21 protein-coding genes are annotated in these 19103 nt (G+C 66.5%); 8 read left to right on the top strand and 13 right to left on the bottom strand.

The window, feature by feature from the left end; genetic code table 11:
* Nucleotides 1-10: 10 nt before the first annotated feature.
* The gene (locus tag BWR60_RS02820; protein WP_088149489.1) at nucleotides 11-2752 is read left to right on the top strand and encodes an SGNH/GDSL hydrolase family protein; all 2742 of its coding nucleotides are present in this window, start codon (nucleotides 11-13) and stop codon (nucleotides 2750-2752) included.
* A 277-nt stretch (nucleotides 2753-3029) separates the two neighbouring features.
* Nucleotides 3030-3404, top strand: coding sequence for an acyltransferase (locus BWR60_RS38605; protein ID WP_275542363.1), 375 nt, complete (start codon nucleotides 3030-3032; stop codon nucleotides 3402-3404).
* Between the two features lie 16 nt (nucleotides 3405-3420).
* On the opposite strand, the gene BWR60_RS02810 is transcribed toward BWR60_RS38605, so the two are convergent.
* The 4 genes from BWR60_RS02810 to BWR60_RS02795 form a co-directional block, all read right to left on the bottom strand.
* Nucleotides 3421-4722: a hypothetical protein gene (locus tag BWR60_RS02810; protein WP_088149488.1), complete on the bottom strand. Its 1302-nt coding sequence runs from the start codon at nucleotides 4720-4722 to the stop codon at nucleotides 3421-3423.
* A gap of 13 nt (nucleotides 4723-4735) precedes the next feature.
* Nucleotides 4736-5875, bottom strand: a complete 1140-nt coding sequence (locus BWR60_RS02805; RefSeq protein WP_088149487.1) for an acyltransferase family protein — start codon at nucleotides 5873-5875, stop codon at nucleotides 4736-4738.
* Nucleotides 5876-6694 (bottom strand): class I SAM-dependent methyltransferase, encoded by an 819-nt coding sequence (locus BWR60_RS02800; protein WP_179221604.1) that lies wholly within the window; start codon nucleotides 6692-6694, stop codon nucleotides 5876-5878.
* A gap of 140 nt (nucleotides 6695-6834) precedes the next feature.
* Nucleotides 6835-7056 carry a hypothetical protein gene (locus tag BWR60_RS02795; RefSeq protein WP_088149485.1) on the bottom strand — a complete coding sequence of 74 codons (222 nt, stop codon included), beginning with the start codon at nucleotides 7054-7056 and terminating at the stop codon, nucleotides 6835-6837.
* Nucleotides 7057-7153: 97 nt separating this feature from the next.
* Between BWR60_RS02795 and BWR60_RS02790 the strand changes: the two genes are divergently transcribed.
* A complete protein-coding gene (locus tag BWR60_RS02790; protein ID WP_088149484.1) occupies nucleotides 7154-7831 on the top strand; it encodes a structural protein P5 in 678 nt (225 codons plus the stop codon).
* Nucleotides 7828-8088, top strand: a complete 261-nt coding sequence (locus BWR60_RS02785; RefSeq protein WP_088149483.1) for a hypothetical protein — start codon at nucleotides 7828-7830, stop codon at nucleotides 8086-8088. The genes BWR60_RS02790 and BWR60_RS02785 overlap by 4 nt, the downstream gene beginning before the upstream one ends.
* A gap of 130 nt (nucleotides 8089-8218) precedes the next feature.
* Here BWR60_RS02785 and BWR60_RS02780 read toward each other — a convergent pair whose 3' ends face one another.
* Nucleotides 8219-9391 (bottom strand): acyltransferase family protein, encoded by a 1173-nt coding sequence (locus BWR60_RS02780; protein WP_088149482.1) that lies wholly within the window; start codon nucleotides 9389-9391, stop codon nucleotides 8219-8221.
* Between the two features lie 154 nt (nucleotides 9392-9545).
* Nucleotides 9546-10403, bottom strand: a complete 858-nt coding sequence (locus tag BWR60_RS02775; protein ID WP_088149592.1) for a pirin family protein — start codon at nucleotides 10401-10403, stop codon at nucleotides 9546-9548.
* A gap of 121 nt (nucleotides 10404-10524) precedes the next feature.
* Between BWR60_RS02775 and BWR60_RS02770 the strand changes: the two genes are divergently transcribed.
* The 4 genes from BWR60_RS02770 (at nucleotide 10525) to BWR60_RS02755 (ending at nucleotide 13653) form a co-directional block, all read left to right on the top strand.
* Nucleotides 10525-11475 carry a LysR family transcriptional regulator gene (locus tag BWR60_RS02770; RefSeq protein WP_088149481.1) on the top strand — a complete coding sequence of 317 codons (951 nt, stop codon included), beginning with the start codon at nucleotides 10525-10527 and terminating at the stop codon, nucleotides 11473-11475.
* A 66-nt stretch (nucleotides 11476-11541) separates the two neighbouring features.
* Entirely contained in the window at nucleotides 11542-12237 is a 696-nt protein-coding gene (locus tag BWR60_RS02765; RefSeq protein WP_088149480.1) for a pirin family protein, read from the top strand.
* A 117-nt stretch (nucleotides 12238-12354) separates the two neighbouring features.
* The gene (locus BWR60_RS02760; RefSeq protein ID WP_088149479.1) at nucleotides 12355-12564 is read left to right on the top strand and encodes a hypothetical protein; all 210 of its coding nucleotides are present in this window, start codon (nucleotides 12355-12357) and stop codon (nucleotides 12562-12564) included.
* Nucleotides 12565-12645: 81 nt separating this feature from the next.
* Entirely contained in the window at nucleotides 12646-13653 is a 1008-nt protein-coding gene (locus BWR60_RS02755) for a GlxA family transcriptional regulator (RefSeq protein WP_088149478.1), read from the top strand.
* A 12-nt stretch (nucleotides 13654-13665) separates the two neighbouring features.
* Here BWR60_RS02755 and BWR60_RS02750 read toward each other — a convergent pair whose 3' ends face one another.
* The 7 genes from BWR60_RS02750 to BWR60_RS02720 form a co-directional block, all read right to left on the bottom strand.
* Nucleotides 13666-14505, bottom strand: a complete 840-nt coding sequence (locus tag BWR60_RS02750) for a cycloisomerase (protein ID WP_088149477.1) — start codon at nucleotides 14503-14505, stop codon at nucleotides 13666-13668.
* A gap of 99 nt (nucleotides 14506-14604) precedes the next feature.
* A complete protein-coding gene (locus BWR60_RS02745) occupies nucleotides 14605-14928 on the bottom strand; it encodes a low molecular weight protein tyrosine phosphatase family protein (RefSeq protein ID WP_088149476.1) in 324 nt (107 codons plus the stop codon).
* Nucleotides 14925-15554 carry an NUDIX domain-containing protein gene (locus BWR60_RS02740; RefSeq protein WP_230982929.1) on the bottom strand — a complete coding sequence of 210 codons (630 nt, stop codon included), beginning with the start codon at nucleotides 15552-15554 and terminating at the stop codon, nucleotides 14925-14927. The genes BWR60_RS02745 and BWR60_RS02740 overlap by 4 nt, the downstream gene beginning before the upstream one ends.
* Nucleotides 15541-16242, bottom strand: a complete 702-nt coding sequence (locus BWR60_RS02735; protein ID WP_088149474.1) for a Crp/Fnr family transcriptional regulator — start codon at nucleotides 16240-16242, stop codon at nucleotides 15541-15543. The genes BWR60_RS02740 and BWR60_RS02735 overlap by 14 nt, the downstream gene beginning before the upstream one ends.
* A gap of 72 nt (nucleotides 16243-16314) precedes the next feature.
* Nucleotides 16315-17463 carry an acyltransferase family protein gene (locus tag BWR60_RS02730; protein WP_179221603.1) on the bottom strand — a complete coding sequence of 383 codons (1149 nt, stop codon included), beginning with the start codon at nucleotides 17461-17463 and terminating at the stop codon, nucleotides 16315-16317.
* A gap of 95 nt (nucleotides 17464-17558) precedes the next feature.
* A complete protein-coding gene (locus tag BWR60_RS02725; protein WP_088149472.1) occupies nucleotides 17559-18056 on the bottom strand; it encodes an isoprenylcysteine carboxyl methyltransferase family protein in 498 nt (165 codons plus the stop codon).
* A complete protein-coding gene (locus BWR60_RS02720) occupies nucleotides 18056-19087 on the bottom strand; it encodes a type III polyketide synthase (protein ID WP_088149471.1) in 1032 nt (343 codons plus the stop codon). The genes BWR60_RS02725 and BWR60_RS02720 overlap by 1 nt, the downstream gene beginning before the upstream one ends.
* Between the last annotated feature and the right edge of the window lie 16 nt (nucleotides 19088-19103).

Genomic DNA, 19103 nt, shown 5'->3' with positions numbered 1-19103 from the left:
TGATGCGGTCATGGCAATTCCGACCGTTGACGAGGTGTGGGCCGATTTCAACGCCGATGGCTCGGTGAAGGAGCCGAGCAAGCAGGACATCCGGCGCCTGTTGCGGTTCATCCAGGCGATCGCCGCGGCCAACGGGATGAAGACGTATCCCAACAAGGCGGCGATGGATGCGGATCTGACCCAGGCCGACGGAACACCAGCGCTGCTCTGGGCCGACCCGGTCGAGGCGAACAACTATCCGACCGTCTGGGTCTGGAATGACTCGACCAACCAGTGGATCTCTGGGACAGATCGCATTCAGTCGCTGAAGGACTTTGTCGAGCTGACGCACAACATCATGCGTCGGGTCGTGGTGCTGAACGGCGAGATCATCATCGACCGTCTCAATGTGCTCGGCGGGGGGACCAACCAAGCCTACATTCCGCGTGGCATTTTCGTTGATACGCCTGGTGCTGCTGCCGCCAACCTGACCATCAGCCCCGACTCGACCGAGATGACGGGCTGGGTCAAGCTGGCGATCCCGCAGGCTCTGCGCGGCTTCATCTACCTCGACTTGACCGACAACACATACAAGGTGATCGGCGCCACCGGTGGCGACTTCACTCTGCCCACCACGAACGTCGATAAGATCGTGCCGCTGGTCAGCTTCCCGGCCAGCACTGGATCCTGGTGCTCGCCGTTCAAAATCCGCGAGCTCAATCCGACGGCGATCCTTAGCGCCTTTGCGCTGACCGCACCGATGATCCACTCCCGGTCCGACAACAAAGTGCTGATCCCGAACGCCTCGACTCGCAACGAAAGCATGGTCTTCAGCCATACCGTGCCGGCGAGCGGCCGCTATGAGGAGTTTAGTGTCGCGTCCTCGCCGACAGCGATCATCACCTATTGGTGGGACCTCCGGGCGAACCAGTACAAGGCAACCGCCAGCGGCGCGGGACCTCTCACAGTCGACCCGACTATCGGCATGGTCCTCGGCTGGAGCTGGGGGAACGAGTTCTATTCCCCATGGCCACACGTCGGCCGGATGGGGCTCGCCGCCGGTAAGAGTGATTTCGCCCATGGCAAGGGCGACCGTCTGATCCAGGCACCGTTCGTCTGGGACAACCGACCGTCGCGCCTCGAAATGGTCGACGTGGCCGACGCGGCGCTGATTGCCGCCGGCTTCACGCGTGCCGTCCGGTCGATTGATTCCTCACTGTCGTGGCCCTATGTGGGAGACAAAATCGCCGACAATCGGGCCGGCAAGCCGTTCTTCGCCCGCGTCTGGCTGGAGGCAACGGCCGACAACACCTTCGGGGCGCCGACGATTCGGTTCTACAAATCGAACGGGATAATTGTTCAGAGCATCCCGCTCGTGCTCGAGAAGACGTTGTCGGCCCGTGCCGCTATCTACAGCGTCGCCTCGGTCATGCCGGATTGGCAGACCAACAACCCGGCGGCTGGCGAATATATTTACGCTCTCCTGGGCACCGGACTCGCCCCCGGCGTGCCGGAGGTTCGCCTAGCCGGCGTCCAGGATTCTTTCGGCCAGGGGGCACAATGGATCGAGTTGAGCGACTTCCCGACAACACCGGCCAACAGCATTCGGCTTTCCAATCTCGAGGCCCAGGCCATCATCGCGGACCCTGTGCCATCGCTTCTCTACGGGGATGACTTCTGGGGGATCATTGGTCGGAAACAGTCGCTGCACATCGACAACATCTATGAGCGTCGCACCGAGCGGAAGGGCGTACTGACAACCCTATTCTCGCCCAACCCGAACATCAACGATCTCGCTGCCAAACCTTACGAGCAGACGAAGGAGGTCGGATCCTTCGTGATCGAGCCGGCGGAACTCGGTTCCAGTGCTAATATCTGGATGCACCGGTATAGCGATGCCGCTGGCGGGGCAGGGCTCGGTCGCTCCTACCGCTCGGCGTCTATCACCGTCCATAAGGCTGCGGCGTCCGGCGCCGGCGCCGTTCGGGTCATGGGCATCGGCGACTCAATCATGTCGCAGACCCTGTCACAGTACGTGCAGGCAATCTTGGCCGCACGCGGCAACACCGCGACCATGTCTGGTACGATCAGTGGGGTGAATGAGGGGCGGCCCGGCTCGACCATCACCGATCACATCCGAGCCCGCACCGGCTACCTGACGCCGGTTACCAACTTCGCGACATACTTGGCGGCGACGAATTCCGAGAGGATGCTGTTGGACCCTTGGACTAGGCTCGCGACCATCGGCGACCCACCCGGCTCGATCTACAACTCAAGGATCTTCGATTTTGCATACTACTTGGCCGGCACGGGCATCACGCCGCCGACCCATGTCTGGATCTGCCTCGGTACCAACGACATAGCCTCTTACACCCCGACCGAGGCGGCCGACTGGATCGAGAAGGGCGTCACCATCATGGTAAGCTCGATCCTCGCCGCCGTGCCGGGCATCAATATCGCGATCGGCCTGCCGACCTTACCGCGGATGGCGGCCGGCGATACGCGCTGGAACGATGCCTACGGTCTGGCCATCCGTAAGATCCTGAAGTTCAAGCGGACTCTGAACCATCCTCGGGTGAAGGCGTTGCCGATCTGGGCGCACATCAACCAAGTGACCGCCTTTGCCAGTTCCGAGGTCTTGGTCTCGACGGATGCGGACACCGGCATGCAGACACTCGACAACGGCGACATGCTTCATCCGTCGCAGGCCGGCATCCACCAGTACGCCGAGGTCGTGGCGGCTTGGGTAGCCAATACCGTGGATGGGACGTGACCGACTTTTCGTCGCCAACGTCAAAAATGGTATGCCGTCTGCTAGGCCAGATATGTTCATAATCCTCCTCTTTTCCGCTGTCGCAAGACTGTGCGCGCATAGAAGGGGATGATAAATATTGAGCCTTCTACGAGCAATTTTCCGATCGGCTCCCGCACGAGCAGTCACTTTGGCAATTGGCCGGTTGGGCGGGCTATCGGGCAAGATTGCGAGTGCCGCTCGTACGGCAGCGATCTTCCCGCACGCATCAAACTGCTTCTGCCATTGGTCCGCCGAGGTGAAATACCCGGAGCGGGTAGTTCTCGGCCAAGGGGTGATCATCGGCCCGCGCTGCACCATCGGTGCAGCATCACAGATCCGGCTGGGCGACCACGTACATCTATCCAAGGGTGTCTACGTTGAGACGGCAGGCCTCGACTTCTCAGCGCCGCTTCCATATCCACATGTGTACAAGCCGATCACGGTGGGCGATGGCGTCTGGATCGGAGCAGATGCCATTATCCTTGGTGGGGTGACGATCGGTGCCGGATCGGTGATTGGTGCCGGCGCGGTTGTCAGCAAGGATGTTCCACCCAACTCGATTGTGACCGGGCAGCCGGCACGGATGCGAGGCCGGATCGGTGGCGATCCGCATGTCCGGATCGTGCAGTGATTGCCCGATGGTGCAACTAGATCAGGGCTTGGGCTCGCCTCGCAGGCGCCCGATGCTTATTAAGGCTGAAAGCCACCCATAAAGCCAGGAAGGCTAGGTTGTAGAAGACACCGTAGGCGCTCTGAAAAGCATTGATGACGATCGCAGCAGTGACCTGCATGAGAAAGCAGATATACAGAGGAAGAGCGGCGATCTCTCCAAGAAGGACTTGGCGTCGCGTCCATGAGATGAAGCCGCCGAGAACTACGCAGAAGGCCGGAGTAAACGGCCCGAAATCGACATACAACGGGCCGAACAGGGTAGTGTAAATCCCTGGCCGTGGGGTCAACATCAGGGCTGCATTGGCGTCAAAGGGGGTGCCCCAAAGAGTGTAGCCCAGTCTGGCGAAAACCGTGAATGTGTAGGTGCCGAACTGCATGTCTTTGTCATAGTGTTCGACAAGATATGCAAATTCTGGTGTTCCGTGCATATAATATTGAACAAATGTCATGACAATGAAGAGAGTATTGCGTCCCCATTCAGATAGGCTAGATCTTATGTTGAAGTAATCTGGAGTGACGGGGGCGAGATGGGTGAATGCTGATAGTCTGATGACGTTTTCGACTTTAAGGCCGATATCTTGGAGTCTTGCGATGAACAGCAAGCCGCCGACATAGACGAGGCCAACCGCCAATAGCGCGCAGAAGGTTAGTATCAGCTTTGAGGTCCGGGGAAATATTATGAGCCGTACCATGACCAGCATGCCAAGGCTCATGAACATGCTCGACCGCGATCCGATCACGATCGTCAGGAGGGGCCAGAGGGTTGCAAGGCCGATACTCTTCCACGAGGACCCAACCCGAAGCCCGTTGCGCTTCGCGACCGCGTGCATCATGTACGGTGTCAAGGTGAATGGTATCAACACGGTGGATAGCATCGACAGAGCATTCGATCCGGCAGATTCGATCTTCTCCCGGTTCTGCATGAACTCGGTGTCGATCGTCAGGCCCCGGAGGAAGACCCAGTCCGCCAGTCGCAAGGCGACGCCGAGAGCGGCCAGAATGAACGTGATCTCGTAGAGGCGCTGCAGCGTGAGCAGAATCTCGTTCCGATCGACCGCGACGGTGGGACGGTGGCGCGGCTCAAAGAGAATTAGGCCAAGCAGCAACCCTGCGAAGCAAAGCCCGAGCAGCAGATAGGGATAGTCGGAGTTGGCGGTATAGAGCTTGATCGGCGCGAGCAGATAAAAGGCGAGCCATACCAGGCACGCCGCTGCGATCGCCTTCAATGGAGTGATCGACCTCGGGTTGATGAGGCTGAAATCGGAGAGTATGGCCATCGGCAATAGTCCGCTATGAATCGACGGATCTTCGCTGGTCGCCAGAGGGATTGCCAGCCCCAATCATCGCCAACGGTTGCCTAGCCGCCTGCAGTTCGCGTCGAGCGGCGACCATCCCACCGACCTTGCGCCCCAATTCGATCGCGGGCCGCTCCAGGCAGGCGAAGATGAGCCCCGCTACCCCAATGGCGAACGCAATCGAGATCAGAATGCCAAGCCATACCGGAGGTGTGATGCCGACAGCGGCAAGGATCAGATAAACGGTCTGCTTCGCCGGGAAATGGAACAAATAGAGACTGTAGCTGATGGCTCCAAGCCAGACGAAAATCTTCCCAGTGATACGAACTGCTATTGAGAAAAATATAAATAACGCAACACCGAAGATATAAGAGATCGCGTATCGCACCCAGTTCTCTTCCAGGCCGAGGTCGGTATCGTACGCCAATAGACTAATTGTCGGAATCGCGACAGCAAAGAGGGCGAGCATTATGAGCGCATAGGTGCGGTGCTCGCGAGAATCGTTGACCACCGTCTCCCGCCACAAGGTTCCCCAGAACATGATGCTCAACGACAAGGGGACGGCGACGGGAACCTTCCGCTCGAGGTAAAAGCGCAGCAGGGCGAGGATCGCCGCAGCTACAACCATACCAACGCTAGCGCCGAAGGTAAATTTCGGACGATGAAGCCGACCGCTAACGAAAGCCATGGCACATATAAGGTAAAACTGTAACTCGACGAACAGAGTCCAGTAAAGGCCGAGAATGTTGGCTTGTCCAAGCGCCATTTGGGCCATCGTCACGTTGGCAGAGACATTGACGAGCGAAGGCAGGGTAGCGCCGGTTATGAAGAGTAATATCAGGTAAGCGGCCATCGATAGCCAATAGGCCGGATACAGCCGGAAGAATCTCGAGATGAGGAATCGCTCCAGCGACGCAGGCCCAGTCGGAAAGCTGAAGGGAATGACGAAGCCACTGATCGCGAAGAACATCACTACACCGACCTTGCCGGGGTCGATGATGTCATAGATCAGTGTGCGCACTGGCCCGGTGGCGACAGGCTGCACGTTGTGCATGAGCACGACGAGCAAGGCGGCGATGCCGCGCATGGAGTCGACATAGGCCAAGCGGCCGGATGTTGCTTTCCCAGGGGTCATTCAGTGCAGCTTCGTGGCACGTGTGCCTCCTCCAACGAGACAAGCCGCTTTGCTGTCTTCCATATTCTGCGGCAGCACATTGATCCCTGGTTCGCGTCGGCCGAAGCAGAGCATGCCGGTGTTGTCGGTGTGGTTGAACAATGTGCAGCCGAAGCGGCCGATATCGTTCCGCATCATGATCGCGCCGATCGTCGCCAGGTCGTATTTGTTCATCTCCATGATCGGCTCATTCCAGGGGCGTCGGCGCGAGAGATTATAGCCCCAATGCAGCGGCGGCAGCCGATAGCGGAGCCAGTTCAGGCGCCGCCGCCGATCTCGTACGTCGCCAACGGTGAAATGGAGCGCGAACGAGCCGCCAGGCCGGAGGAGCTTCAGAAGCTTGTCGATGATGGCGTAGCCCTGCTCTGGCCGGATGTGCTGCAGCACGACGAAGGTGTTCACGAAATCGAAGGTTCCGGCCTCGCTCGCCAGCTCGTCGAGAGAGGAAAACACCCGAAGCGTGTCGGAGGGGACGTTCTGCCTGGTGAGCGCCAACTGATCCGGGGAGACGTCGACGCCGACGATACCATCGAATCGATCGACGAGCTGGAGCAGCAGGCGCCCGGCGCCGCAGCCGAAATCGAGCGCCTTGCCGTACTGCAGGGGCGCGACGTCGTAGCGGGCCAGCTGCTCGAAGACATGATCCATGTGGATCTTGCCGGTCTCGAAGAACCGGCTGCGCCACCGGCTCTCGAACTCCTTGGTCTCGATCCCGACGATGCCGTAGTAGGGGTTTTCCTTCCCCCATCGCTGCCATTGCCGATCCGTTGCTGATGGCATCGCCTGCTCCCGAACAAATGATTCTGAATATCGGAGCATGATCCTCTGGCGGGGTGCCGGAAGGTGTCAAGCGGCGTGACGCTCCGTCACGTCTCCAGCCTCGCCGGCGTGGGGTGTGGTCCCCGGGCGACGCCCGGCGCTCAACGGGGCGGCTGGGCCGGGAATTCGATGCCGCCCTGCGGCGCGATCCGCCCGCCGAGCTGCTTCACCGCCGGGGCGACGGCACGGTCGAGCACGCTCGGCTGCCTGGCCTGTGGCGGAGGAGGGGTGTGCCCGATTTCGGCGCACGCCGAAAGCCCGGCCAGAAGCGCCATGCCGGCGAGCCTCGTCCATCCGCTCATATCGCCCTCTTTCATCAGCATCGGCACAGATCCTAGCGCCCGCCGGCGGCGGGTGGCAGCGCCTTTTCCACGACGGGCCCCGCCTCGCGCGGGGCCTCTTCACGTTCAGGAGACCGGAATGGCTGCATCGACCCGCGGTGAGCGGAACAACAATCCCGGCAACATCGAGCGGAACGCCGCCAACCCGTGGCAAGGGCGCCTGTCGGAGGCCGAATACCGCGGCACCATCGAGTTCCGGCAGAATGGCGGCCGGTTCGAGGTGTTCTCCGCCCCGGTCTGGGGCATCCGCGCCCTGGCCGCGCTGCTGATCGCCTATCAGGACCGGCACGATCTGCGCACCATCCGCGGCGTCATCTCGCGCTGGGCCCCCGGCCACGAGAACGACACCGGCGCCTATGTCGCGCATGTGGCGGCGCTGACGGGCTTCGGGCCGGACGCCGTGCTCGACCTGCATGGCTACCAGCATCTGGCGCCGCTGGTGAAGGCCCTGATCACCCATGAGAACGGCCGGAATGCGTATCCGGATTCGGTGATCGACGACGGCCTGCTGCGGGCCGGCGTGCAGCCGCCGGGCCGGGCGGTGGTCAGCCGCGCGGCCGACCGGGCCAAGACCACGGTGGCGGTGGCCGCCGGCGGCACGGCCGTGGTCGGCGCCGCGCTGGACGGGCTGCAGCAGCTGGCCCCCGCGCTGCCGGTGGTGCAGCAGATCGCGGCCCTGCCGCCCGTCGTCCTGGTCGTCATCGGCGCGGTTGCCGCCGCCGGGCTGGTCGCCTGGCTGGTGCTGAGGAAACGATGATCGCGGTCGTCGCCGGCCTGCTCGGCTCCAGGCTCGGCCGCTGGGCGGCGCTGGCCCTGCTCGGCGCCGCCGCCGTCTCCCTCATGCTCTGGCGCGTCTTCGCGGCCGGCCGGGCCAGCGTCGCCGCCCGGCAGACACAGGACACCCTGACCCATGTGCTCGACACGATCCGTCGCGACCAGGCTTTGCGGTCGCTTTCTCCTGCTGCTCGCCGTGAGTGGCTGCGCCGCTACGCCGAGGGCCGGCAGCGTCGATAGCGTCTGCCTCGTTGTCGCCGAACCGCCCATGACGCCCGGCTGGGTCGAAAGCGCCGATCAGGCCTGGGTGGACTGGCTGCTGCCGATCGTCGACTACGGCCAGCGGCACTGCGGCTGGCGATGACAGGCCTCAGGCCGGCGTCGCCACCGGCTTCGGGTCGGAGGGCGGGCCGGGGCGACGGATCCGCTCCGCCAGTTGCCGCACGGCCCGATATCCCGGGCGCTCGATCCATCGATTCGCTGCCCAGGCGACGGCGATGCAGAGGGCGAGGGCGCCGCACAGGCTGACGATTACCAGAGCCGGGGGCGACGGCCAGCGCCCGAACACCCAGAACGCCACGACCTTGTAGACCCGCAGCACGATGAAATGGGTCATGTAGAGCGCGAAGGACCAGACCCCCAGGCGGTGCACCGGCCCCCATGACATCACCGCAGCCGGGACGGGGCCGGCCACCGAAAGGCCGAGGACGATGACGCAGAAGAACGGGACCGCCACCCAGTCAGCCGCACCGAAGACGATGACGGCCAGCACGGCGAGGACCGCGAGAACGATGCTCACACCCGATCTCAGCCAGGGGACGGCCCGGGGCATCGCCGGCGAATGCGATACATGCTCGGTGAGCATGCCGAGCACGAAGCCGCAGAGGCAGCGCAGCACGGCGCCATGGTCGGTGAGGCTCAACGTCCCCGACGGGCTGGTCGATTCGAGCCAGGCCAGCCCCGCGACCGCCGCTCCGACAACCAGGGCCAGCACGATGGCGGGACAGCGGACAAGGATGAAGAACAGGGCCGGGTACAGGATATAGGCGGCCCATTCGGCGCTGATCGACCAGGCGACGGTGTTCCAGCTTGGGCCATGGCCCAGGAACCAGGTCTGGACAAGGAAGAGGTTCTCGAACCAGGCGCCGATGGTGTTGGTGTCGGCAAAGGCCGGTGTGTTGCCGGCGCTGCTGAAGTATTTGAGGAATTCGAGCGGCAGAAGGACCACCAGCGTCGCGGCATTGAGCGCGAACAGCCGGCCCAATCGTTTCGTCAGAAAATATCCGTAGTGGTTTCGACGAAGGCTGTCTTCGAACAGATATCGGTTCGCTCTGGATATGATGAAGCCGCTGAGAACGAAAAAGAAATCCACGGCGATATAGCCGTCCGAGATGATCCCGATATGGTCGGTCTGGAAGCTGGTCGGCAGAACCGCTCGGCTGCAGAGCTCGTTGATTGTCGCCTGCAGATGAAACAGGACGACAATGAAGGCGGCGATGCCGCGGGCGCTGGTCAGTGGCTTTATCTCTTCCGTGTCTTTCATTTATTCGATTTTATGAAATAAAATGAAGATCGATGCGTACGGCAACATAAGATCCCTATGGCGGTCAAGCTCTCCGCGTCGGCGCCGCTCGTGCGGTCGAACCGTTGCCATGCGATGGGACGAGCGGCGGCAGAAGCCGCCGCCCGTCGATCGTTCAGAACCGGCCGGCGCGGAAATCCTCGATCGCCTCGGCGATCTGCGCCTCGGTGCTCATCACGAAGGGGCCGTATTTCGCCACCGGCTCGCGCAGCGGCTTGCCGGCGACGATCAGCAGGCGCGCCGGGCCGGCCTTGGCCGTTGCCCGCACGCCGTCGCCGGCACCGAGCACGCCCAGGGTGCCGCGCTCCAGCGTCTCTCCGCCAACCTCGGCCGCGCCCTGATAGACATAGGCGAAGCCGGCGTGGCCGTCCGGCAGCGGCACGTCGACCGCTGCGCCGGCCTCGAGCTCGATGTCGAGATAGACCGGCTGGGTGGTGCCGCCCTCGACCGCGCCCACGGTGGCTCCGAAGCGGCCGGCGATGACGCGGATCCGGGCCCCTGGCGCCGCCGCGACCTCCGGCACCGCATCGGCCGGGATGTCCTGGTAGCGCGGCGCCACCATCTTCTCCGCCGCCGGCAGGTTGACCCAGAGCTGGAAGCCCCACATCAGCCCGTTCTCCTGCTCCGGCATCTCCGAGTGAACGATGCCGCGGCCCGCGGTCATCCACTGCACGCTGCCGGGGCCGAGCAGGCCGACATTGCCCTTGTTGTCGCCGTGCCGCATGCGGCCGGCCAGCATGTAGGTCACGGTCTCGAAGCCGCGATGCGGATGGTCCGGAAAGCCGCCCAGGTAGTCGGCCGCCTCATCGGATCGGAACTCGTCCAGCATCAGGAAGGGGTCGAGGTCGGGCAGGCCGGGCTGGCCGATCACGCGGGTCAGCTTCACCCCGGCGCCGTCGCTGGCCGGGCGGCCGCGCAGGGTGCGGGTCACGCCGCGCGGGCGGGCCAGGCTGGTCGCCTCAGTGGTCGCCATGGTCATCTCCATCTCGGGCGCCGGGGTTGCCGGCGCGGTTTCGCTCTGCCCCAAGATCGGCACGACGACCGGTCAGGAGAATACGCCTTTCCCCGAAGCCGGCGTTCGATATGATCGAACGATGCGATACCGGCTCGACGATATCGCCACCTTCCTGCAGGTGGTGGACAGCGGCAGCATCAGCGCGGCGGCACGGCGGCTGAACCTGTCGAAATCCGTGGTCAGCAAGCGCGTGAGCGATCTGGAGGCCGCGCTGGGCGGGGACCTGCTGCAGCGCTCCACCCGGCGGGTGCTGCCGACCGACCGGGGATTGGCCTTCTACGAGCGCGGCCGCAGCATCCTGCGCCAGCTCGACGAGGCGGCGGAGGAGGTGGCGGAAGGCGACGGCGACCTGCGCGGAACCCTGCGCGTCGCCGCACCGATGAGCTTCGGCACGCTCTATCTCGGCCCGGTGCTGTTCGACTTCGCCCGCCGCCATTCGCGGCTGGCCCTGACGCTAGACCTCGACGACCGCATGATCGACCTGGCGGCGCAGGGCTACGACCTCGCCATCCGCATCACCCGGCCGCGCGATTCGGCGCTGATCGCCCGGCGCCTCGCCGCCAGCCGGCGCGTGGTCTGCGCCAGCCCCGGCTACGCCGCCGCGGCGGGGCTGCCGCGGAGCCTGGCCGAGCTGCCGCAGCACGAGGCGATCGGCGCGGCCGAGGTGTCGTCCACCTGGCTGTGGCAGTTCGAGCCCTTCGCCGCCGGCGGGCCGCCGCGCAGCGTGGCGATGCGCAACCGGATCACCGTCAACAACGGCGAGGCCGCGCGGGATGCGGCCATCGCCGGGCTCGGCCTCACCGTGCTGCCGACCTTCATCGTCGCCGATGCCCTGCGCGACGGCCGGCTGCAGCAGGTGGCGCTCGATGCCGAGCCGGTGGCCGACGTCATCCACGCGCTCTATCCCCAGACCCGGCATCTGCCGCGCCGGGTGCGGGCGCTGATCGACCATCTGGCCGAGAGCTGCGGTGAGGCCGCGCCGTGGGAGCAGGGGCTGCCGTTCGCCACGTCCGAACGCCGGGTTTCCTGATCTGCCGCTTTCGCTGTGGGCCAGCCATCGCGATCTTCCGCGTGTCATCACCGAACGGAGGTCACGATGATCACGCTGCACGATCGCATGGCGCGCGGCCGCACCGAGACCGGGCTGATCGAGGCCCGCCACACTTTCTCCTTCGGCCGGTTCCACGACCCGGACCGCATGGGCTTCCGGTCGCTGCGCGTGCTGAATGAGGACCGGGTCGTCCCGGGCGCCGGCTTCCCGGCGCATCCCCATGCGGAGATGGAGATCCTGACCTATGTGCTGTCGGGCGCGGTCGAGCACCGTGACAGCCTCGGCAACGCCGCGGTGATCCGCGCCGGCGACCTGCAGCGGATGACCGCCGGCACCGGCATCACCCATGCCGAGATGAACCCTTCGGCGACCGGGCCGCTGCACCTGCTGCAGATCTGGATCCATCCGGATCGCAACGGCCTGGCGCCGGGCTACGAACAACTGAGCGTCGGGGAGGGGCCGACCGGCGGGCTGCGGCTGGTCGCGGGGCCGGAGGCCGGCGACGGTGTCCTGCGGATCCACCAGGATGCCCGCCTGTTCGTCGCACGCCTCGCCGCCGGCGAGGCGGTGGAGCACCTGATCGCACCGGGCCGGGCTGCCTTCGTCCAACTGACCCGCGGGGTCGTTGCCCTCGATGGGCATGAGATGCGGGAAGGCGACGGGGCCGCGGTCGAGGGCGAGCCGGGTCTCCGGATCACGGCGGAGACGGAGGCGGAGTTCCTGCTGTTCGACCTGGCCTGACCGGCCGCCGCTGCCCGGGCAATGATCACGCCCGGGCAGCGGCCACTCGACGGGGGGCCGAGGGTGCTGGCAGGATGCCGATCCCGTCGTCCATCCGAAGGGCATCCCGGCCTCTCCATGCGTATCGCCTTGCTGATCGCGGCCATCGCCGCCTTCCTCGTCGGGATCGGTGTCTGGAGCTTCGCCATCACCGGCGACATGGCCGGGGTCGATGGCGGCCAGGCCGTGCGGATCGCCGCCGGCGCCGCGATCGCGGCCCTGCTGCTGATCGGCGGCTTCGTGGCCCTGATCCTGCGGGGGCGTCCGCGCGACCGGGACCGGCGCTGAGGCGGCCGTGCAGGGGGGTTGCGCCGGCCGCGGCGCTGTGGCCGGATGCCGGAAACCGCGGGAAGCGCAGCAGACCAGGGCATGGCCGACGATCCGATGACCGAACCGCCGCAGCGCGTGGCGTTCCTCCTGGTCCCGAACTTCTCGATGATGGCGCTGTCGGCGGTGCTGGAGCCGTTCCGCGCCGCCAACTGGGTGGCGCGGCGTACCCTCTATGATTGGCGGCTGCTCTCGGTGGACGGCGAGCCGGTCACCGCCAGCAACAGCGGTGTGCTGATGGCGCAGGGCGCGATCGGGCCCGAGGATTCCTTCACCATGATCGTGGTCGTCGCCGGGCTCGACCCGCAGGAGGGGCGCGACGAGCGCATCCTGGCCTGGCTGCGGCGGATGGCCCGCCGCGGCTCGCGCATCGGTGCGGTCTCGACCGGCACCTATCACCTGGCCTGGGCCGGGCTGCTTGACGGTTACCGCTGCACCATCCACTGGGAGAATCTCAGCGCCTTCACCGAGACCTTCCCGCGGCTCGACGTCACCGGGCGGCTGTTCGAGATCGACCGCGACCGCTTCACCTCGGCCGGTGGCACGGCGTCGCTCGACATGACCCACTACCTGATCGCCCAGGCTCACGGCATCGACCTCGCCAATCAGGTGGCGGAGCAGTTCCTGCACGCCCGGCCGCGCCAGGGCCACGCGCCGCAGCGGATGGAGCTGCGCGAGCGTCTCGGCGTCAGCCATCCGAAGCTGCTGGCCGCGATCGCCGAGATCGAGGCCAACCTGGCCGAGCCGCTGCCGCGGGCGGCGCTGGCCCGGGCCGCCGGGCTGTCGACCCGGCAGCTCGAGCGGCTGTTCCGCATCTACCTGAACTGCACGCCGTCGCAATACTATCTCGAGGCGCGGCTGAAGCACGCCCAGATCCTGCTGGCGCAGACCTCGATGCCGATCCTGGAGGTGGCGGTGGCCTGCGGTTTCGCCTCTGCCTCGCATTTCGCCAAATGTTACCGCGCCCTGTTCAACCACTCGCCGCGGGGCGAGCGGGCGCCGCGGCCGGTGGCGCCGACCCAGGTGATGGGCCAGCGCCGGGCATGGTAACGGATCGGGAGTCTATGGCAGCCGCACCCGCGCGGCGGTGACGCGGTTCTCGCCCTTCTGCTTGTCGCGGACCACACCCCAGATCACGGCCTGCTGCGTCCGGTCCCAGGCGACGCCCTGGCCGGCGATGTCCAGCGGCGCGGTGCCGACCCAGCGCAGCACCGAGCCCGCCTCCGGCAGCGCCAGGGCATAGACTTCGGGCTCGTCATGGCCGGTGATCCAGAGACGCCCGTCCGGTCCCCAGGAACCGCCGGAATTGCTCATATCGCCGAACTTCTCCAGCAGCTCCGGCGGCAGCACCCAGGCCTCGGCCACGCGCCAGTCGGCATCGAAGCGGACGATCTGGGTGTTGTACTTGTTGCCATAGGCCAGCGGGCTGCGGTCGAACACCCGGTTGTAGTTGGCGAAGCCGCCCCACCAGCTGCCGTCGTGATAGTCGACCCAGGTCAGAGACCCGCGGTCGATGCCGAAGCTGTGGGTGCCGACATGCTTCAGCGTCGCCGCGTCCCAGATCTCGACCGAGCTGGTCATCGGCCATTCCGGGTAGTTGGAATGCGCGGTGTAGAGCTTGCCGTCGACCACGACGCCGCTGTCCAGATGGATGATCGGCCCGTCCTTGGCCTCGGCCCAGGCGGAGACTTTGGCGCCGGTTGCCTTGTCGTAGCGGGCGATCGCCCGGCTGTCGATCGCATAGAAGGAGTCGGCATCCACCGCCACGGCCTGCCGCGCCTGCTGCGCCGGAAAGGAGGCGACCGCCTCGACCGGATACGGTTTCGGGTCTTCCGCCCACGCGGGAGCCGAAAGCAGGCCGGCGGCGAGAAGCAGGGCCGGAACAGTGGTGATGCGGATCATCGATCGTCTCTTGTGTCTTCCGAGGGCGCCGACCCTAGGGCCCGGGGCGTGACAGGACGATGACGCTTCCTTGATGCTTCGGTTGCCGACGTCGCCGGCTCACCGCAGCAAGGGCGTGACCTTGGCGCGCAGCAGCCGCACCAGTTCCGGATCCATGAATTCGAAGCGGTCGGGGATGTCGAGGCAGATCACCCGGGCCCGCTTCAGCGAGCCGCGAAAGCGGGCAGACAGCTTGGCGCGCTGCGCCGTCTCCATGACGAAGATCAGGTCGGCCCATTCGACCAGCTCGACGGTCAACGGCTCCTCGGCATCCGGGTTCAGCCCGGCCGATGCGGTCTCGGCGCCCGGGGCATCGGCGAAGATCGCCTCCGCCGTCGGGCTGCGCCGCAGGTTGCGGCCGCAGACGAACAGGACGCGCTTCACCGGGCCGGCGCGTCCGCCCGCCGCAGGATTTCGGCCAAGTCAGGGGGCAGGGTGCCGCTCAGCAGCATCACCTGCAGCCGCAGCAGCGCGCCGACGGTCAGCGAATCGGTGATCCGGCCGTCCGCGGCCATGGCGAAGGCCTTGGCCAGCGGCACGGTGCGCAGTGCCAGATCCTCGGTCTCCTCCGGCTCGGCCTCGCCCTGGGTCAGGCCCCATGCCACGAACAGATGGGCGATCTCGGTCGAGACGCTGTTCGACAGATGCATGGTCAGGAGGTCGTGCCAATGCGCGGCCTCCAGCCCGGTCTCCTCGCGCAGCTCGCGCTGGGCCGACACGACCGGCGGCAGCGTCGGGTCGCCGCCGCCCTCCGGGATCTCCCAGCTGTAGACGCCGGGGGCATAGCGGTACTGCCCGACCAGGGTGACCCGGCCCTGGTCGTCGATCGGCACCACCCCGATCGCGAGGTTCTTGTAGGTGACCACGCCGTAGATCCCGGGCGTGCCCGCCGGGGTCAGCACGTCGTGCTCGTCGACCTTGATCCAGGGATTCTCGTAGACCGGCTTGATCTTCAGCGTGGTCCAGCGGTTCGGGCCGTCATCACGGGACGCGCCGTCACCACTCGCCACGAACATCCTCCACCAGCCGCTCCAGCCGGCTCAGATCGGCGACCTGCAGGTGGTCGGCGGCGCGGACGACGATGCCGGACTTGGCGAGGTCGCTCAGCACCCGCGCGACGGTCTCGCGCGTGGTGCTGACCCGGCTGGCGATATCGGAATGAACCGGGATCGGCCGGATCGCCGCGCTGCCGTCCGGCTGCGCGCCATGCGTCGCCAGGCGCAGCAGTTCGGCATGCACCCGGTTGTTGGCCCCGACCGTGCTCAGCTCCATGATCCGCTCATTGGCGCGGCGGACCACGCCGACCAGATGCACCATCAAGGCTAGCGCCATGGCCGGATTCTCGGTCACGGCGCTGCGGAAGATGGCGGTGGGCAGGGCGCCGACCGTGGCCTCGGTCAGCGCCATGACATTGGCCGAGCGCGGCGCCCGATCCAGCGCCGACAGCTCGCCGAAGCTGGCGCCGGCCGACAGGTCGTCGAAGGTGATCTCGCGGCCGGAGGCGGAATAGATCACCACCCGGACCTTGCCCTCGACCAGGAAGTAGACATGGTCGGGATCATCGTTGCGATCGATGATCTGCTCATGCGGCGCGAAGCGCTGCCAGCGGCATTGCTTCTGCAGCTCGGCGCGCAGGGCGGCCGGGGCGACCGCGAGGAGATCGATCCCGTCGAGGGGGCGGGCGTCGTTGGCAGGCACAGATTCGTCTCATTCTTGAGGCGACCCAGAATAGGGCCGGCGGGCTGTGCCCGCCAGACCGATCTGCGGTCTTCAGCCCGGACGCTGGACGATCGCCGGCCGCAGCGGGCGTGGCAGGCCGGCCCGGCGCAGCCAGCCGCGGGCGGGCACCTCGACCGCGCGATGCAGCAGGACGGAGATCGGCAGCAGCGCCGCCACCATCAGGGCGATGATCCCCAGGGACTGCAGGGCGGAGAAGCCGGCCTCCTCGAACTCGTGCCCGGTTGCCAGGCGCCAGCCCAGATGCACGCTGTCGAGCACCAGGATCTGCGCGAGATAGACGGCGTAGGAGATCTCGCCGAGGAAGATCATCGGCCGCGTCGCCATCGCCCGGCCCACCCGCGCCGTGTTCTGCGCCAGGCACAGGATCAGCAGGCCGAACAGCGGCACGATGAAGACGCCGCGCGTGTTGAGGTGCATCGCCAGGACGATACCGGCGGCGGTGGCCAGGGCCGCCGCATCGGTCGCCATCCAGCCCGGCGCGCCGTCCCGCCAGACGCGGTAGAGGACCATGCCGCCGGTGAAACCCAGGAAGCAGCGCGGCACGCCCCAGTCGCTGGTCAGGTCGAGGTCGAGCCGCGGCCCGGCGGAGAGCAGGGCGAAGCCGGCCAGGGTCGCGACGTAGAGCAGGAGAAGCCCGGCCGGGCGCAGGCGGGCGACGATCGGCACCAGCAGCGGGAAGGCGAGGCCGACAAGCCATTCGGCGCTGATCGACCAGGACGGGCCGTTCCAGGTCAGGGTGTCGTAGATCCCGGTGGCGTTCAGCAGCAGCAGGCTGCCCGGCAGGGTGGGGAGGGTGTGAGTGCCGCCGAAGGCGCCGAGGCCGGGGCCGTCGATCGCCAGCTTCAGCAGCTCGAGCAACACGAACCCGCCGAGGATCGCGAGATGCAGCGGGTACAGCCGCGCCAGGCGGGCGCGCAGGAACGGGCCTACCGTCGTCGCGGAGGGACCGTCGGCGAAGCTGCGCCCATAGACATGCATCAGGATGAAGCCGCTGAGCGCGAAGAACAGGTCGACGAACAGATAGCTCTTGCCGACGAAGAAGGTCGTGTCGGTCAGGTGCAGGTTCGGGAAGGACCCGACCGAATAGTGGAACACCACGACGCAGAGCGCGGCGATGCCGCGCAGCGCGGTGAGGGCGGGGAAGTATTGCTGCCGGCTGCGGAGGGATGCCTCGGCCATGGCTCCGGAATGCTGTTGTCGACGACGCCTGATGGACCGAACCATCGGGGCGGCGGATCGTTCCCCGGCCTGCGTCGTCCCGCCTCAGAGGTCTCTCAGCTTCGTCGGGCCAGGGCGCCTTCCTCGATGCCGATGCGGTGGCGCAGCAGCAGGGCGTTGGCGAGCGAGAACACGATCGCGATCGTCCAGGCGTCGAAGGCCAGCGGCAGCACCGCGATCTCCGCCGCCACGACCGCGTAGTTCGGGTGCCGTATCCAGCGATAGGGGCCGCGGCGCACCAGCGGCGCGCCGGGCAGGCTCAGCACCCGCGTGGTCCAGTACGGCCCCAGCGTCGCCACCACCCACACCCGTGCCGCCTGCAGCAGCACGAACAGCGCCAGCAGCGGCCAGGACGGGGCCTGATCGGCCGGGATCAGCAGGAGCACCGCCAGCAGCCAGGTGCCGTGCAGCAGGATGAACAGCGGATAGTGCCGGGCGCCGCTCTCGACCGCGCCGCGGGCGCGCAGCCGGCTTTCGTTGCGGCGGGCATAGGCCAGCTCAGCCAGGCGCTGTGCCGCCACCAGCAGGGCCACCCATTGCGCCCAGCCCAGCATCAGCCGCAATCCAGCACGGTGAAGCCCGCGCAGAAACCGGGGCCCAGCGCGCTCAGCAGCCAGCGCCCGGCCATCTGCCGACGCTTCTCGGCGAGCACGAACAGCACCGTCACCGCCGACATGTTGCCGTAGCGGCGCAGCACCGCCCGCTCGGCCGTCATCGCCGCGTCCGGCAGGTCGAAGGCATCGCGCAGCGCCTCGACCACCTTGGTGCCGCCGGGATGGAACACGAAGCCGGACAGGTCGGCGAGGCCGAGCCCGTGCCGGGCCAGGAAGCCCTCCGCCGCCGGCCGCATGTCGTTGCGCACCAACGTGGGGATGTCGCGGGAGAAGATGACGCCCAGCCCGTCCGTCTCGACCGACCAGCCCATCACGTCCAGCGTGCCGGGCCAGCGATGCTCGCCGGTCGGACCCAGGGCCGGAACCCCGTCCTCCGGCCGGATCAGCACTGCGGCGGCGCCGTCACCGAACAGGGCGGTGGCGACGACATTGCTCTTGGTCAGGTCGCTGCGGCGGAAGGTCGGGCCGCACAACTCCACCACCAGCAGCAGCACGGTGCCGTTCAGGGCGCGCGACAGGGCGGCGGCGCGGGCCAGGCCCAGCACGCCGCCGGCGCAGCCGAGGCCGAAGACCGGTAGCCGCACCGTGTCGGGCCGGAACGGCAGCCGCTCCATCAGCCGCGCATCGAGACCGGGCGTGGCGATGCCGGTCGAGCAGATGGTGACGATGGCGTCGACCTGGCCGGCGCCGATGCCGGCCTCGTCCAGGCAGCGCCGGGCCGCGTCCTCCAGCAGGTCCAGCGCCGTGTCCAGGAACACGGTGCTGCGATCGTGCCAGTCATGCGGGGCGAAGTACCAGTCCAGCGGCACGGCGGAGCGGCGGGTGTCGATCCCGGCCGTCTCGTAGATCGGGGCCATGCGTTCGAACAGCGCCGGCCGGGCGGCAAAGACGCGCCGGGCGCCCTCGCGTGCCTCGGCCTGGGTGATCACATGGTCGGGGACGGCTGTCGCCAGCCCCGCAAGCCTGGGCATGCTCTACCTCCGCGGG

Origin of the sequence: Inquilinus limosus (genome assembly GCF_002195995.1) — a bacterium.
Classification (GTDB): domain Bacteria; phylum Pseudomonadota; class Alphaproteobacteria; order DSM-16000; family Inquilinaceae; genus Inquilinus; species Inquilinus limosus_C.
Note: the sequence above shows the minus strand (reverse complement) of the source record. Positions and strands in the feature narration are given on the sequence as shown.

Excerpts from the sequence above, each read along its gene's own strand:
- BWR60_RS02750 (WP_088149477.1), bottom strand. The coding sequence starts at position 14,505 with ATGATCCGCATCACCACTGTTCCGGCCCTGCTTCTCGCCGCCGGCCTG.
- BWR60_RS02795 (WP_088149485.1), bottom strand. The coding sequence starts at position 7,056 with ATGCTGATGAAAGAGGGCGATATGAGCGGATGGACGAGGCTCGCCGGC.
- BWR60_RS02785 (WP_088149483.1), top strand. The coding sequence starts at position 7,828 with ATGATCGCGGTCGTCGCCGGCCTGCTCGGCTCCAGGCTCGGCCGCTGG.
- BWR60_RS02780 (WP_088149482.1), bottom strand. The coding sequence starts at position 9,391 with ATGAAAGACACGGAAGAGATAAAGCCACTGACCAGCGCCCGCGGCATC.
- BWR60_RS02810 (WP_088149488.1), bottom strand. The coding sequence starts at position 4,722 with ATGGCCATACTCTCCGATTTCAGCCTCATCAACCCGAGGTCGATCACT.
- BWR60_RS02725 (WP_088149472.1), bottom strand. The coding sequence starts at position 18,056 with ATGCTGGGCTGGGCGCAATGGGTGGCCCTGCTGGTGGCGGCACAGCGC.
- BWR60_RS02760 (WP_088149479.1), top strand. The coding sequence starts at position 12,355 with ATGCGTATCGCCTTGCTGATCGCGGCCATCGCCGCCTTCCTCGTCGGG.
- BWR60_RS02790 (WP_088149484.1), top strand. The coding sequence starts at position 7,154 with ATGGCTGCATCGACCCGCGGTGAGCGGAACAACAATCCCGGCAACATC.
- BWR60_RS02805 (WP_088149487.1), bottom strand. The coding sequence starts at position 5,875 with ATGACCCCTGGGAAAGCAACATCCGGCCGCTTGGCCTATGTCGACTCC.
- BWR60_RS02730 (WP_179221603.1), bottom strand. The coding sequence starts at position 17,463 with ATGGCCGAGGCATCCCTCCGCAGCCGGCAGCAATACTTCCCCGCCCTC.
- BWR60_RS02820 (WP_088149489.1), top strand. The coding sequence starts at position 11 with ATGGCAATTCCGACCGTTGACGAGGTGTGGGCCGATTTCAACGCCGAT.
- BWR60_RS02755 (WP_088149478.1), top strand. The coding sequence starts at position 12,646 with ATGGCCGACGATCCGATGACCGAACCGCCGCAGCGCGTGGCGTTCCTC.
- BWR60_RS02800 (WP_179221604.1), bottom strand. The coding sequence starts at position 6,694 with ATGCCATCAGCAACGGATCGGCAATGGCAGCGATGGGGGAAGGAAAAC.
- BWR60_RS02765 (WP_088149480.1), top strand. The coding sequence starts at position 11,542 with ATGATCACGCTGCACGATCGCATGGCGCGCGGCCGCACCGAGACCGGG.
- BWR60_RS02720 (WP_088149471.1), bottom strand. The coding sequence starts at position 19,087 with ATGCCCAGGCTTGCGGGGCTGGCGACAGCCGTCCCCGACCATGTGATC.
- BWR60_RS02775 (WP_088149592.1), bottom strand. The coding sequence starts at position 10,403 with ATGGCGACCACTGAGGCGACCAGCCTGGCCCGCCCGCGCGGCGTGACC.
- BWR60_RS02770 (WP_088149481.1), top strand. The coding sequence starts at position 10,525 with ATGCGATACCGGCTCGACGATATCGCCACCTTCCTGCAGGTGGTGGAC.